This is a genomic window from Streptomyces tibetensis, from assembly GCF_007655005.1.
Taxonomy (GTDB): domain Bacteria; phylum Actinomycetota; class Actinomycetes; order Streptomycetales; family Streptomycetaceae; genus Streptomyces; species Streptomyces tibetensis.
The window spans coordinates 33,173-47,678 of sequence record NZ_SZVW01000016.1; the positions used below are offsets into that span (position 1 = coordinate 33,173).

Annotated in this window: 9 protein-coding genes and 3 pseudogenes; 2 read left to right on the forward strand and 10 right to left on the reverse strand. The window is 70.2% G+C overall.

What is annotated here, in order from left to right:
• Window positions 1-106 precede the first annotated feature (106 nt).
• The 3 genes and pseudogenes from FDO69_RS26425 to FDO69_RS26435 form a co-directional block, all read right to left on the reverse strand.
• Window positions 107-1,162 (reverse strand): annotated as a pseudogene (locus FDO69_RS26425) (glycoside hydrolase family 10 protein); the annotation flags it as partial.
• 65 nt (window positions 1,163-1,227) lie between these two features.
• The gene (locus tag FDO69_RS26430) at window positions 1,228-2,844 is read right to left on the reverse strand and encodes a glycoside hydrolase family 43 protein (RefSeq protein WP_170320944.1); all 1,617 of its coding nucleotides are present in this window, start codon (window positions 2,842-2,844) and stop codon (window positions 1,228-1,230) included.
• A gap of 181 nt (window positions 2,845-3,025) precedes the next feature.
• Entirely contained in the window at window positions 3,026-4,489 is a 1,464-nt protein-coding gene (locus FDO69_RS26435; RefSeq protein WP_104782364.1) for an aldehyde dehydrogenase family protein, read from the reverse strand.
• A 154-nt stretch (window positions 4,490-4,643) separates the two neighbouring features.
• Between FDO69_RS26435 and FDO69_RS26440 the strand changes: the two genes are divergently transcribed.
• Window positions 4,644-7,052 (forward strand): SpoIIE family protein phosphatase, encoded by a 2,409-nt coding sequence (locus tag FDO69_RS26440; protein ID WP_104782365.1) that lies wholly within the window; start codon window positions 4,644-4,646, stop codon window positions 7,050-7,052.
• Between the two features lie 37 nt (window positions 7,053-7,089).
• Here FDO69_RS26440 and FDO69_RS41635 read toward each other — a convergent pair whose 3' ends face one another.
• The 6 genes and pseudogenes from FDO69_RS41635 to FDO69_RS26475 form a co-directional block, all read right to left on the reverse strand.
• Complete coding sequence (locus tag FDO69_RS41635; protein ID WP_240806342.1) at window positions 7,090-7,482, reverse strand: tautomerase enzyme; 393 nt, start codon at window positions 7,480-7,482, stop codon at window positions 7,090-7,092.
• A gap of 166 nt (window positions 7,483-7,648) precedes the next feature.
• Window positions 7,649-8,962: a Gfo/Idh/MocA family protein gene (locus FDO69_RS26450; protein ID WP_104782366.1), complete on the reverse strand. Its 1,314-nt coding sequence runs from the start codon at window positions 8,960-8,962 to the stop codon at window positions 7,649-7,651.
• Window positions 8,963-8,979: 17 nt separating this feature from the next.
• Window positions 8,980-9,624 (reverse strand): hypothetical protein, encoded by a 645-nt coding sequence (locus FDO69_RS26455; protein WP_104782367.1) that lies wholly within the window; start codon window positions 9,622-9,624, stop codon window positions 8,980-8,982.
• A 9-nt stretch (window positions 9,625-9,633) separates the two neighbouring features.
• Window positions 9,634-9,864: pseudogene (locus FDO69_RS26460) on the reverse strand (carbohydrate ABC transporter permease); the annotation flags it as partial.
• Between the two features lie 313 nt (window positions 9,865-10,177).
• Window positions 10,178-11,401, reverse strand: a complete 1,224-nt coding sequence (locus tag FDO69_RS26470) for a heparan-alpha-glucosaminide N-acetyltransferase domain-containing protein (protein WP_234388114.1) — start codon at window positions 11,399-11,401, stop codon at window positions 10,178-10,180.
• Window positions 11,402-11,738: 337 nt separating this feature from the next.
• A complete protein-coding gene (locus FDO69_RS26475; protein ID WP_104782369.1) occupies window positions 11,739-12,143 on the reverse strand; it encodes a type II toxin-antitoxin system PemK/MazF family toxin in 405 nt (134 codons plus the stop codon).
• Window positions 12,144-12,252: 109 nt separating this feature from the next.
• On the opposite strand from FDO69_RS26475, the pseudogene FDO69_RS26480 reads away from it, so the two are divergent.
• Window positions 12,253-12,508, forward strand: a pseudogene (locus FDO69_RS26480) (transposase); the annotation flags it as partial.
• Window positions 12,509-12,936: 428 nt separating this feature from the next.
• Here FDO69_RS26480 and FDO69_RS26490 read toward each other — a convergent pair.
• Entirely contained in the window at window positions 12,937-13,980 is a 1,044-nt protein-coding gene (locus FDO69_RS26490) for a LacI family DNA-binding transcriptional regulator (RefSeq protein ID WP_104782370.1), read from the reverse strand.
• Window positions 13,981-14,506: the final 526 nt, after the last annotated feature.

Genomic DNA, 14,506 nt, shown 5'->3' on the forward strand with positions numbered 1-14,506 from the left:
TGACACGCTCGGACGCGGCGCCTCCGTCTCCAAGGAGGCGCCGCGTCCCTGCTGTCGTTCCGTGCGGTGGCCGGTCACTGGGCCGGCGCGATGGCCGCCTGTCTCAGGGAGTGCCGCCCATCGCGGTCAGCGCGGCCCGGTACGCGGCCTTCTTGTTGCCGTTGTTGTCGAACAGCAGGGGGTTCTGGCCGACCCGCCAGGAGTCGCTGTCCCGGATGCCCCACACGGTGATGCCGGTGCAGCGTGCGACGTTCATGCACGCCCGCACACTGTTGGTGTAGGCCGCGGCGGGTGCCTGGGCGATGTCCAGTTCGGTGATCTGGACGTCGACGCCGAGCGCGGCGAAGTTGGCCAGTGTCGTCTGGAAGCTTCCCGGAGGGCCCCCGGTGCCGAAGTGGGCCTGGAAGCCGACGCAGTCGATGGGGACACCGCGGGCCTTGAAGTCGCGCACCAGGCGGTAGACGCCCTGGGTCTTGGCGTCGCTCCAGTTCTCGATGCTGTAGTCGTTGTAGCAGAGCTTGGCCGACGGATCCGCGGAGCGCGCGGCACGGAACGCCTCCTCGACGAAGCCGGTGCCCAGGACGTTGCGGAACACCGAGCTGCGCAACTGGCCGCTGCCGCCGTCGGCGAACGCCTCGTTGACCACGTCCCAGGAGTGGATCTTTCCCCGGTAGCGGGACATGAGCGTGGTGATGTGGTTCCTCATCACGCTGCGCAGCGTTCCGGCGTCGCCGATGCCGCTCACCCAGCCGGGCAGCTGGGAGTGCCACACCAGGGTGTGACCGCGTACGCGCTGGCCGCGGCCGAGGGCCCGGTTGACGATCTGGTCGGCCGGGCCGAAGGTGAACGAGCCGCGGGAGCGCTCCGTGGCATCCCACTTCATCTCGTTCTCCGCCGTGACCGAGTTGAACTCGCGGTCGAGGATCCCCGCGTACACACCGTTGCTCAGCTTCCCTGCCGCCACCGCTGTCCCGAAGTACCGTCCGGACTGCGCGGCCTGGGCACCGAGGGTGCTCGCCTTCGGGGCGGCGGGCGTGATGGCCGGAGCGGCGGAGGCGGCCCCGGTGGTGGCGGTCGCTCCGCCGGCCAGCAGAGTGGCGGCGACCAGCACACCTGAGAGCGGCCTTCGGTTTCGTCCGGTTCGCCTGAAGTGGGGGTTCATGCTTCTCCTCGTGGGTTGCCTTCGGGTGAAACGAGCGGTGGAACGGCAGGGACGCATCGGGGCGTTCAGGGGGTGGACAGTTCGAACCGCGTCACGCGGATCGAGCCGCCCAGCGCCCGCGTGGCGTGGTTGAAGAGGGCGAACCGGTAGCCCATGAAGAACCGCCAGTCGTTGCCCATGGCGAATGCGGGACCCAGGCGGGTGAAGGTGACGCCGTCGGTGCTGTAGGAGAAGGTGCCGGGGCGGGACGCTCCGGGACGTATGTCTGCGTTCGCCCGGAGCCAGAGGCGACCGCCCGGCACGCTCGCACTCGCCCGCTCGATCCCGGTGCCGGTGGTGTTCCAATTGCCGTCCATGGTCAGTCCGTCCACCATGACCACCCGCGTCGCACCGCCGTCCCGCTTCAGGCCGATCCAGGCGGAGGAGTTGCGCAGCAGCGCGAGCCCCGCCCGGTCGCCGTCCCGCATCGCGGAGTGGTCGAGCTGGACCGTCGCCGTGGACGTGGGTCCCTGGATGCGGTGGGTGAGGGTGTTGCGCGCCCAGTACAGGTCGTCGGTGACCGTGGCGGTGCGCAGGGTCAGGCCGTTGTTCACCGTCCACTTGCCGTTGTCCGGGTTGTGGTTCCACTCCCACCTGGGCTTGAGGACCGTTCCGTCGAAGGTGTCGGCGCCGGTCAGGGGAGTGACCTGCCGGGGTGGCGGCGGTACGACCGGGCCGGGGTACGACCTGCCCCACGCGCCGTTCACGAGCTGGACGACCGGCCAGCCGTCCGAGGTCCAGGTGACGGGCGCCAGGGCGGGCATGCGGCCGCCGGGGTAGGCGTCGATGAAGGCCATGTAGTACCAGGCACCGCTCTGGGTCCGCACCAGCCCGCCCTGGTGCGGAACGCCGCCGCCGGAGATCGGCCCGGGCAGGTCGAGCAGGATCTGTCGCAGGGTGTAGGGGCCGAAGGGGCCGCTGGTGGACCGCAGGATGTACTGGCCGTTGGCCGGGCGGGTCAGGAAGATGTAGTAACTCCCGTTGATCTTGTAGAAGCGGGAGCCCTCCAGAGTGCCGATGCTCGACGGGGTGCTGAAGACCTGCTGGGCCCGCACCTGGCTGCGGCCGTCCGCGGACAGCTGGGCCACGCTGATCGTTCCGTTGCCGTACGCCACGTACAGGGTGTTGTCGTCTTCCACCAGCATGCCGGCGTCGTAATACACCTGCGGGAGCGTCGCGTGCCTGCTCCAGGGGCCCTCGACGGATCTGGCCGTGTAGAGATGGGTTCGGGCGAAATCGATCTGGCCGAGCCAGTAGAACGTCCCCTCGGCGGGACGGTACGCCAGGGACGAGGCCCAGATTCCCCTGACGTAGCCGCGTCCGCCGCTCAGGTCGTACTTGGCGCCGAAGTCGAGGACGGGCACCGCGTGGCCGGCGATCTCCCAGTTCACCAGGTCGTACGAGCGCAGGACGGGGGCGCCCGGCGAGTAGTGCATCGTCGAGGCGGAGCAGTAGTAGGTGTTCTCGACGCGGATGATGTCGATGTCCGCGAAGTCCTGCCAGATCACGGGGTTCGTGTAGGTCGCGGCCGCTCCGGCCGCGGCGGCTCCCGCCGTGCCGGGGGGCAGCAGCGCGCCGACAGCCAGGCCGCTGGTCGTGGCCAGGGCCGCACGGCGGCTGAAGTTGTGACCTGTCCATGTCATTCGAATCCGCCTTGGGGGTGGGGTGCTGCCATGAAGGGCGGGAGGATCTGCGTTCCGTATGTCGAACGCCTGCTGTCCTATCGAACGTCTTGGATGATATGAGCAGCACCTGACGGGTCGTCAATACTTCTCGCAGCATTCGGCCTTGAGGTCGAAAGATTTCGCTCACTCCCGGGTGCGGTCACGACGGCCCGGGTGCCGTCATCCAGCGCCACTGCGTGAACGCTTCCAGGCTGGCGGTGCCGCCGATGCGGGAGGTGTTGCCCGAGATCCCCATGCCCCCGAAGGGCGCGTTCGCGGCGTCCTTGGCGGACACGTCGTTGATGTGGATCATGCCCGTGCGCAACCGCTGCGCGAGGGTGGTCGCCCGGGGCACGGACCGGGAGTGGACGGCGGCGGTCAGGCCGTACGCCGTGTCGTTGGCGATCTCCACTGCCTCGTCCTCGGAGCGGAACGGGACGACGGGGGCGACCGGTCCGAAGATCTCCTCGTGGAAGGCGGGCATGGACCGGTCGACTCGGTCCAGCACGGTGGGCGGATAGAAGCGCCCCGCGCGGGTGCCTCCGGTCAGCACGCGTGCTCCGGCGTCCACGCTCTCGTCCACGATCCGTGCGATCCGGGCCGCCTGCCGTTCGCTGATGACCGGACCCAGCGCCACGCCCTCGTCACGCGGATCGCCCACCGGCAGCGCCTTCGCCAGCCGGACCAGCGCCTCGGTGTACTCCTCGACGACATCGGCGTGGACGACATGACGTCCGGCCGCGACACAGGCCTGGCCCTGGTAGCCGAACGAACTCACGGCCCCGGCCGCGGCGGCCGCCTCCACGTCCGCGTCCTCCAGTACGACGATCGAGTTCTTGCCGCCCAGCTCCAGGGACACGCGCTTGAGTCCCTCCCCGGCGATCCGGGCCACCTCCCGCCCCGCGCCGGTGGAGCCGGTGAACGAGATCATCGCGACATGGCGGTCGGCGGCGACCGCCCGCCCGGTCGCCGCATCGCCCGGCAGGACGTGCAGCACGCCCCCGGGCAGCCCGGCCTCCGCGAACAGCTGCGCGACCAGGACGCCGCCGGAGACCGGGGTGAGAGGATCGGGCTTGAGCAGCGCGGTGTTGCCCAGGGCCAGCGCCGGTGCCAGCGCCCGCATCGCGAACAGCAGCGGCGCGTTCCACGGGGTGATGACCCCCACGACCCCCACCGGCACCCGCCACGCCAGACTCGTCCCACCGGGAACCTGCGGTACGAGGACCTCACCCGGGGGCTGGGACGCGATCCCGATCGCGTGCCGCAACTGAGCGAGACCCGCCGCGATCTCGTAGTCGCCCTTGGCCGGAACACCCCCCGTCTCCCGGACGATCCATTCACGGACCGATCCGCTGCGCTCACGCAGGGCACGCTCCGCACGGATCAGTACATCGACGCGGTCGGAGGCGGTGGCCGCCGCCCACTCCGACGCGGCCCGGGCGGCCCGCGCCGCCGCCCTTTCGACATCGGACGGGGCGGCCAGACCCACCTCCGCCAGTGGCTCCCCGGTGGCCGGTTCGACGACCCGGCGGGTGCCGCCCTCAGCGGTCCGCCAGCCCTCGCTGTAGATCTTTCCGGTCCACTCGGCCGCGTCCGGCCAGGTCCGCCCGCCGTCGACAGACATGGTCACGACCTCCGTCCCTGGTCGGTGGTGATGCGCAGCTGCTTACCAGCCTCCCCGGCCATTCAACCTGGTGCAGGAGATATCTGTCATTCTTGGGGCATACCAGAACGAAGTAGTTAAAGGTGCCTAGTGGGTGAGGCGGGTTGAGGGGCCAATGGCGAGATCTGCGTCCGTCCCGGGCGAGGGCAGCGGGGCACCGCCCGAGGGCCCTGCCGACGACACCCTCACCGCGAAGGCCCTCGTGGACGAGCGCGGCGTCGTCACGGGATGGAACGAAGGAGCACGCAGGCTGCTCGGCTACCGGGCCTCGGAAGTGGTCGGCCGGCCCGGGTCCGCTCTGCTCGCCGACGAGCCCCCGCCCGGTCTCCTGAGTTCCCTGCTCACCCTCCCCAGGTGGAACGGCGCGGCGGCGCTCCTGCACCGCCAGGGGCACCCCCTGACCGTGAACCTCCTGGCCCACCTCCGGCGCAACGACGGCGGCCACAGGGAATGGCTGCTGCTCACGGCGGTCAGCCGCCTCGCAGTGAGCCCCGACGACGACGCGTTCCTCAGGAACAGCTTCACCCAGTCCACCTGCACGACGGCGCTGTACGACACCGGCTTGCGGCTGGTCAGGGCCAACGCCGACATGGAACGGGTGATCGGCCTGCCCGAGGAGGCGATGCGCGGACTGCGTGTCTCGGAGATCGTGCACCACCCGCAGGCCGACCTCACGGAGCAGGCCATGCGGCGAGCGCTGGACACCGGTGAGCGGCAGGACCTCCAGCTCTCGCTGCAGCTCGCGGGCCATGAACGCCCGAGCGTGTGGACCGTCTCCCTCGCCCCCGTCCGGGCGGGTGACGGCCGGGCACAGGGGGTGCTGCTCTCGGCGCACGACATGACCGAGCAGCACCAGGCCCGGCAGCGGCTGGCCCTGCTGAACGAGGCGAGCGTGCGCATCGGAAGCACGCTCGACCTGGTCCGCACCGCACAGGAACTCGCCGACGTGGCCGTACCGCGGCTCGCCGACTTCGTCACCGTCGACCTGCTGCCGTCCATCGACGACGGCGACGACCCGCCCACGGGACCCCCTCACGGCGCCGTGCGGCTGCGCCGCGTCGCCCACCAGTCGGTTCTCGAAGGCTGTCCCGAGGCCGTGGTCCCGAACGGGACCGTGGCCGTCTATCCGGACAGGTCGACGGCGGCCGAGTGCCTGGCCGCCGGCCGACCACTGATCCAGCAGGTCACCCCCGAGGCCATGGAGCACGTGCTGCGCCAGACCCCCGAGCGCGGAGAACGGATGCGCCGGTTCGGTTTCCACTCCGTGCTGGCCGTGCCCATGCGCGCCCGCGGCCTCACCCTGGGCGTGGCCACCTTCTCCCGTCACCGCAACCCCGAAGCCTTCGAAGAGGACGACCTGCTGCTCGGCCAGGAGATCACCGACAGAGCCGGCCTCTGCATCGACAACGCCCGCCGGTTCACGCGAGAGCGCGCCACCTCGCTGACTCTGCAGAGCAGCCTCCTGCCACAACGGCTGCCCGAGCAGTCCGCCCTCGACGTAGCCTCGCGGTACCTGCCCGCCAGCGCCCAGGCCGGGGTGGGCGGGGACTGGTTCGACGTCATCCCGCTGTCCGGCGCCCGCGTGGCACTCGTCGTCGGCGACGTCGTCGGGCACGGCATCCAGGCCTCGGCCACCATGGGGCGGCTGCGGACCGCCGTCAGAACCCTGGCCGACGTCGACCTGCCTCCCGACGAGCTGCTCACCCACCTCGACGACCTGGTCAGCCACCTGGCCGCGGACGCCGACGGCACCGGCGACATCGGGGCCACCTGCCTGTACGCGGTGTACGACCCGGTCTCCCGCCGGTGCTGCCTGGCGCGAGCGGGGCATCCGGTCCCGGCCCTGCTCACGCCAGGCGGACGGGCGGAGTTCCTCGACGTACCCGCGGGGCTCCCCCTGGGGCTCGGCGGTCTGCCCTTCGAGGCCGTCGAGAGGGAACTGCCCGAGGGCAGCGTGCTCGCCCTGTACACCGACGGTCTCGTCGAGGCGGGGTCCCGTGACATCGACGACGGCATGGACACCCTGCTGCGCACGCTGCAGACCGCCGACGCCTCACTCGAGGGCACCTGTGACGCGGTGCTGCGGACCATGCTTCCGGAACGGCCGGCCGACGACGTGGCCCTGCTCATGGCCCGCACCCGTGCCCTCGACACCTTCCACGTGGCCGTCTGGGACGTACCACCCGACCATGCCGCGGTCGCCGTGGCCCGCAAGAACGCGTCCCGGCAACTGGCCGAATGGGGCCTCGACGCCTGCGCGTTCGTCACCGAACTGGTGGTCAGCGAGCTCGTCACCAACGCCATCCGGCACGCCGAACCCCCCATCGAGCTGAGGCTGATCTACGACCGGTCCCTCATCTGCGAGGTGTCGGACGGCAGCACCACCGCCCCGCACATGCGGCGGGCCCGCACCTACGACGAGGGCGGCCGCGGTCTGCTCCTCGTGGCCCAGACCTGCCAGGGATGGGGCGCCCGGCACACGGCCGACGGCAAGGTCATCTGGGCGGAGCAGGCACTTCCCTGAGCCAACCTCAGGTTGTCCCTGCGCCACCGTCGCCGGCTCAGGCGCCGATCGCCGCTCGGATCCGCTCGGCCTTCTCCTCCGAGAAGACGCCGCTGTCCAACAGGGTGAGGATGGACAGCACACCCCCGCGCGAGCCCCAGCTGCCTTCCTCGATCACCCGGAAGGTGACCCACCAGGCCGGTGACGGCTCCGCCAGTCCGCAGGCTTCGGCCATGGCGGCCAGGATCCGCTCGATCACCTCGGCCCGGACCTCGCGACGCCAGTCCCCGTCCATGACCGCCACATCGATCACCATGACGTCGGGCGCCTGTTCCGCGTCCGGCACCAGCCGGCCGCCGATGGCCATCATGTCCGGCTCCCGTTCGGTGAAGTGCACCTGGAACCCGGCCCGCGCGGGCGGCGCGACCCGGCCGACCTCTGGCACGAGCACCGCGTCCGTGAGTGTTCCCGGCCAGCGTGCGGCGCTGTTCCGGGGTCAGGCGCCCCTGTGGCGTGTGCACGGTGATGATGGTCATCGGCCACCTCCTATGACAGTCGTTATAGGCCGACCTTTCACCGGCTCTATAACGGTCGTCATACTCCGCGGGGAGGGCCCGTCACACATCGAGCAGGTCCCGGGTGCGCACCGGGCTCCCCGACTCGAAGGACCGGTTCGCCGCGAGGCCCGTGACCAGCGAACGTGCCCCGTCGACCGCGTCCGCCGCCCGGCCCAGCGGGTCGGCCGCGGGTTCGCCGAAGAGGTCCTCGAGCATGCGCACGTCCCCGCCACCGTGGCCGCCCTCCTCCGTCCGGACCTTCAGTTCGCGCGGCGGTTCCCAGAACCGGCGCAGCATCAGCTCCGTGCGTCCCGCCGTGTCGCCCACCGCCTCCCCGTGCAACACGGCACTCCCGCCCTGGACCCGTACCCGGGGCCGGGTCCAGGTGGACTCCTCCACCAGCAGCTCGAGGCGGCCTTCGCTGCCGCTGAAGGCGATCCGGTACCCCTCCCACGGGGCATAGGCGGTGAGGTGGTAGGTCAGGGTGGAGCCGGTCGCGTAGCGGACCAGCACCGCCATGTCGTCCTCGATCGTCACCCCGGGCCCGAAGACGTTCTGATCCCGGTGGTAGCCGTCCTCGGCCTCCGCGTCCAGGTACAGCGCGGAGAGCAGCGGCGAGTCGGCCATCCGTACGGCGAACGGGTCGTCCGCAGCGGCCGGTGAGCCGTGCGCCCTCGCGTAGTCACGGGCCAGGCCGCGCCGTGTGCCCGCCTCGTCGCCGTAGAAGAACAGCCCGCCCTGCGCGTACACCGTCTCGGGCTCGGTGCCCAGCCACCAGTTGACCAGGTCGAAGTGGTGGGTGGCCTTGTGCACCATCAGACCACCGGAGTTGGCCTTCTCGCGGTGCCACCGCCGGAAGTAGTCGGCGCCGTGCCTCAGGTCCAGCAGCCATTCGAAGTGCACGGAGCCGACCTCGCCGATCTCCCCGGCCGCGAGGGTCTCCCGGACGGCGGCGTGCACCGGGTTGTAGCGGTAGTTGAAGGCGACCCGCACCTGACGGCCGGTGCGCCGCTGTGCGTCGAGGATGCGGCGGGCGCGGTCCGCGTCCGTCGTCATCGGCTTCTCGGTGACCACGTCGCAGCCGGCCTCCAGAGCCTCGACGATGTAGTGGTCGTGGGTCCGGTCCACCGTGCAGACGACGACGAGATCGACGCGCTCGCGGCGCAGCATCGAAGTGAAGTCCTCGGCGGGGTACGCGGGTACCGAGGCGCCGATCCACTCGTTGTGCACGGCCATGCGGTGTGCATTGACATCGCAGAAACCCACCAGGTCGATCCGGTCCGCGTAGGGACCGGCGAGCGCCGCGGTGAACATCCGGGCGCGGGCGCCCAGTCCCACCACGGCGCAGCGGCGGCGTGCGGTGTCGGAAGGCATGCGGTCTCCGTTTCGGTTCAGTTGGAGGACAACTCGGCGGGCGGGGGAGGAGAGACGGAAAGGGGAGAGGGCGTCGAGCGGGACGACGTGGGGTCCGGCCCGCCGGCTGACAGCGCCATTGGCCGCCAGGCGTCGACGGCCGTGGCGGCGAGGGCGAGCGGCCCGAGGACGACGAGCAGCACAACCACGGACATGGCCGGCAGCACCGCGGCAGCGACGGCCGCCCCCGCCAGAAGCAGCGGCACGAGCGGCCGCTGGGGCATCGAGCGGAACGCCGCCCCGGCGACCACCCGCCAGGAGACGCCCTCCCGCCAGCCGGCCGCGCACCGCAGCCCCGTCGCCGCCACGACGGCGCCCGCCACGGCCACCGGTACGGCCATGCCCGGCACGTACGCGTCCAGGACCACGGCGTCCAGCCACAGCAGAGCCAGCACACCGGCCGGGACCAGGCAGAGGGCGACGGGAGCGGAACGCAGAGCCCGGCGAAGGGCTGCCAGCAGGGTCGCCGGGGTCACACCCGGCCCGCCCCGCGCCTGCTCGCGCAGCACCGAACAGCCGGCGACGAACGAGGGGAAGGCGGTGCCCACGGGAAGCGAACGGACCAGCAACAGCACACCGAGGAGCAGACAGTCCGCGAAGAGGTGGAACCAGGAACGCCGCATGCCGTACCCCTACCCCTTCAGCCCGGACATCTGGACGTACTCGACCAGCAGCCGCTGGAAGGCGAAAAAGAACAGCACCACCGGGATCAGCGTCAGGACCGACATCGCGAACATCGGCCCGAAGGCGGCGCTGCCGGCCTGGTCGACGAACATCCGCAGGCCCAGCTGGAGCGTGTAGGTGTCCGGGCCGGCCAGATACATGAGCTGGGGCAGGAAGTCGTTCCAGCTCCAGATGAACGAGCCGAGCCGTTCACCAGGTGGGGCGTGTTCGACCTCAGCAGCTGATACCCGGCACTGAGGAGTGGGCGGGAGGATTCGTAGTCGCCGGCCAGGCGGCGGTGAAGCATCGGCCACCCGTAGGTTCGCTCCACCGTCCAGGAGTTCGGCAGCGGCGTGAGGCCCACTGGTCATGGCATTGCGCGGACGAGGTCCATGTGCATGCCCAGGGCGGCGGCCACCGTGGCGAGCAACCGGGTGCCGGCGACGGGTCTTCCTGCGGACTCGTGGCCGTACCGTCCGGCCCGTCACCCAGACGCCTCCTGCGCTCCCAGAGTCAGCCCAGTTCCTGGAAGCCTCGGGTCCACCGCGACGACCGGCTCGGGCCCGGATCGGGTGTGGTTGTGGGGCGGGGTCCCACGAGGACGGTGACAGCCCGCTTGGAGGCCCAGTGCATGAGGCGCTCGAGCGGGCCGCGGCCGAGGTAGCGGCGCCACAGGCCGCAGAACACGACGGCACCGAGGATGAAGCCGAGCAGCGGCAGCCAGGGGTGCGCGGCCAGTGCCTCCTGGGACGGCAGGGACCTCAGCGCCACGATATGGGCCGCGTACGCGGTCGGGGACAGCGCTCCGACAGCCGTGAGCGGTGCGAGCGGCGTGCGGAAGCGGTCGCCGAGGAACAGGCAGAGCGCGAGAACCGCCAGTGCACAGCCGACCGAGCCGACGATCTCGAAGGGGGTCCCGCTGTGCGGGCCGTCGAGCAGCAGGTTCGCGAGGGTGTCGGTGGGGACGGTTCCGAGGTTCGATGCCTGCATCAGTTCCAGCGGGTCCTTGCCGAGTGCGGCTGCCACCGGGCGCACGAAGTCCAGCTTCGGCTGAAGGGCCCTGAGTCCCCCGAAGACGTGCAGCGCCAGCCAGGAGCCGCCGCTTCCCGCGACGGCGAGAGCGACACCTGTGGCGAACAAGCGAAGTCGGATCGCGCTCGAGTGGAGGTCGAGACGTCCCACAGCGAGCCCGGCAAGCACGAACGGCATCCACGTCATCACCGGATAAGTGCCTTCCAGCAGGAGACGGAGAAGTCCCGCTCCGGCGCCGGGCAGCGAGGTGAGGTCAGCGAACATCAGTGCGCCCCCGCCGGTGCTCTCGTTCCCTTCCACCTTGCGCCGCATAAAGAAGGACACCACTGGTCCGACTACCGCCCAGGCAGAGGCGAGTAGCGCGAGAATGCGGGGCGGCACTCGAAGGAGCGGCAGCGCCAGCAGGAAATAGAGGGCGTAGTACGACAGGATGACGATCACCACGCTGCTGATCTGAGCCAGCGCCATCCCGAGGACGAAAAGGATCGCAGCGCGTACGGCGATCCGTGCGACGTCCTGCCGCAGTGCCACACCGTGCTGCGGTCGGCTGCCTCCGGTCAGGAGGGCCAGTGACACCCCGGCGAGCGTGGCGAACAGGATCGACGCGTGCCCGTCAGTGAGAGCACCCAGGAATTCGGCAGGGGCGCCTGCTTTCCGTCCGACGCCGGACAGGATCAGGGCCGGCCCGATGTGCGATACGAACATTCCCAGGACAGCCAGTGCCCGTGCCAGATCCACTCCGTCGAGACGACCGTTGTTCCGTGAGATCGACGGCCGACCCGAGGGCCGAAGTGTTGTTTCGGCATGGATCGATGAGGTCATGCGAGAAAGCTACGGTGCGGGAAATCCTCGGATGCCCCTCATACGAATGCGGCACGGTAAACAATTCAGCCAAGGAAAAACCGGCACGCGGAGGGGCGACCTCATACTCCAGCCGTAGTTCGTGATCTCGATGGTGAGGGGTGCCGAGGAGACAGGTGGCCAGCGTCGATCATCTGGACGAGACCGCCCACGCCATCGGGTGGGTCGGTTCCTTCTCCGCCTACCCGAGGCCGCCGAGACGGAGGGCGTCCCTTATCTCGCCGAGCTTCGCGGTTGTCGCCGGAGTCCATTCCTTCGCCTGTCCGCCGAGACGGAGGGCATCCTCGATCTCGCTGAGCTTCGCGGAGGACAGGACGCCCGCCCGCTCGATCAGGTCGTCCCGGGACACGGTGGTCAGCCACGTGCAAGGGGTAAAGCCTGGACGCGGGATCGCGAACCGCAGCACGCCTTCGAAGGGCAGTCCTTCCATGGCGCCAACTCGCACGTCGACACCCAGACCGCTGATGTCGACGCCCGCCGGAGCGACGACCTGCATCGCCCGGATCCCGGACGCGTCGTCTACCGACAGCAGTACCACCAGCCGCCGCTCGTCGAACTCGACCCACCAGACTTCGCCACGTTGCACATGTCCTCCTGATACAGGACGGCAGGCGAACGCTGCGCGACCCTGACGCGCTGTGGAGACGGGTGCAGCCACCGTTGATCATCGGTGTATGAAGACAAACGATCACGCAGTGGCCGCAGTTCACAGCGTAGACCCTGCCCGCTGGCAGGAGGCTTCGAGAGCCTGAGGAGACGGATCGCAGGCCGGTTCGCGTGGGTCGAACCCCGGCGTCGGGTCCGGCAGTTGGTACTCGGCCTGCTGTCGGACCTGCCGCGCAAGAACTGCTGGACCATCGCCGAGTGGGCCGAGAACCCCAGACGGCATGCAGCACCTGCTCGGGGCGCGCCAAGTGGGACGCCGACCAGGTCCGCGACGACGTGCGTGACTCCGGCCAGTCATCCGCTCGACGTCGGTGTTGAACTGCTCCAGACCGCCGATGAAGCGGTCCAGGCGCTCCGGCGTCCAGCCGCTGAAGGTCTCGGCGAGACCGGAGGCCGTGCGCTCCCGCTCCGCTGCCAGGCGGCCGAGTCCTTCCTCGGTGATGCGGAACGGCGATGCTGCCGCTCGGGTCCACCGTGCGCTCGACCAGGCCGTTCTTCAGGAGAGCGGTCGTCTGGCGGTTGAGCGTGGAGGACGCGAGTCCGAACGCCTCGACGAGGTCGGGAATCGACACGGCCTTGGCGGCCACCACGACCTCGACGGCTCCGACGCTGCGATGCTGTCCCCGGCGGGTGGGCATTTCCTGAACCTGCCATGCGCGGTCGTCTACGGGGCCGGCACGCCGAGTACCGGCCTTCGCCGCCGGCCCCCATGCTCACGATCCGTCAGCTGTCGCCGCCTGTTGCCCGGTGGTGCTGGCTCGAGGAATCAGCCGGTGCGGCGCCCGGATCTCCATGCCCGGGACCGGGGTCGAGCTGCCGATCCGCTTGAGCAGTCGTTCCACCGCCGTCTCCGCGATCACCTTCTTGTCCGGGGAGACCGTGGTGACGGACGGATTGGAGTAGCGGCCGTCCTCGATGTCGTCGTAGCCGACGACGGCGACATCCTCGGGGACGCGCAGTCCGCGGGAGGCCAGAGTGTGCAGGGCGCCCAGGGCGACCAGGTCGCTGTAGCAGAACACCGCGTCGGGCGGTTCCTCCAGGTCGAGCAAGTGGGCCATGGCCGTCGCGCCGTCGGAGCGGTTGAAGCGCGGGGTGGAGACGACGAGTTCCTCACGGACGGGCAGGCCGGCCCGCTCATGGGCCAGCCGGTAACCCCGGGTGCGCAGTTGGGCCGCTTCGCCGGTGCGGTAGGGCTGGTCGCCGATCGCGGCGACGCGGCGCCGACCGAGGCCGAGCAGATGCTCGGTCGCCTCCAGGGAGGCGGCCACGTCGTCGATGCCGACGTGGTCGAAACCGCCGTCGCTCACCCGCTCGCCGAGCACGACGAGCGGCAGGCTCGGATCCCGTTCGGACAGGTCGGACTGGGCCAAGCCCAACGGGCTGAAGATGACACCGTCGAACAGCAGATGCTGGGAGCCCCGGCTGAGGAACAGCTTCTCGTGCTCGGCGTCACCGTCCGTCTGGTCGATCAGGACGTTGTAGCCCTGGACGCGGGCCGCGCGGATGATGCCCTGCAGCAGTTCGGCGAAGTACGGCGTGTCCAGGTACGGCACCACCACGGCGATCTGGCCCGAGCGCCCGGCGGCCAGGTTGCGGGCCAGCACATTGGGCCGGTAGCCGAGCTTGTCCACGGCCTGCTGAACCCGGGCCCGGGTGGCCTCGGAGACGGGCGCGTAGCCGTTGACCACGTTGGACACAGTCCGGCTGGAGACGCCGGCGAGCTCCGCGACGTCGCGGAGTGTGACGCCCTTTGCCATATGTCACCTTCATCCCGGATGTCGGTTTCAGTGCTGAAATTTTCCCGAAGAGGTCTCCTGCGCCTCTTGCAGCGCGGCAACTTCTCGGTTAACACTTTTGCAGCGCTGCAGAGCGTAGCAGAAGGACTTGATCCACAGCGGATCGAGTACTTAGGGACCGTGGCGTCTTCGCGCCGCGGACCGGATCCCCGAGAGCGATCACGGGGATGACCAGTAGGAGCCGCAGTGGGACCAGCAACCTCTGACGGGACGGGGGCCGCACCCACCCTGACAGGGCATCACTCTTTACTCGCCGCGGTCTGAGCCGTCGTCCGGCGCGCCCGCCGCGCTGATCATCAATGTGTCGCACCCCCTCACCGACGTCACGCACGCCCACCCTCCCGCGTCGACCGATGCCCGTCCGCCAGAATCCCTCGGCGGACGGCTCCACCCCCGAGCGGGACGAGGCCCGTCGACGGCCCCCGGCCGATCCGGCGTGCTCCGAGTGCCCTCAGGCTTTCCGTGGTCCTTCCACAGTCCTTGGTCC

Coding starts and splice junctions, on each gene's coding strand:
- FDO69_RS26430 (WP_170320944.1), bottom strand. CDS start 2,844: ATGACATGGACAGGTCACAACTTCAGCCGCCGTGCGGCCCTGGCCACG.
- FDO69_RS26450 (WP_104782366.1), bottom strand. CDS start 8,962: ATGCCTTCCGACACCGCACGCCGCCGCTGCGCCGTGGTGGGACTGGGC.
- FDO69_RS26455 (WP_104782367.1), bottom strand. CDS start 9,624: ATGCGGCGTTCCTGGTTCCACCTCTTCGCGGACTGTCTGCTCCTCGGT.
- FDO69_RS26440 (WP_104782365.1), top strand. CDS start 4,644: ATGGCGAGATCTGCGTCCGTCCCGGGCGAGGGCAGCGGGGCACCGCCC.
- FDO69_RS26470 (WP_234388114.1), bottom strand. CDS start 11,401: ATGTTCGTATCGCACATCGGGCCGGCCCTGATCCTGTCCGGCGTCGGA.
- FDO69_RS26435 (WP_104782364.1), bottom strand. CDS start 4,489: ATGTCTGTCGACGGCGGGCGGACCTGGCCGGACGCGGCCGAGTGGACC.
- FDO69_RS26490 (WP_104782370.1), bottom strand. CDS start 13,980: ATGGCAAAGGGCGTCACACTCCGCGACGTCGCGGAGCTCGCCGGCGTC.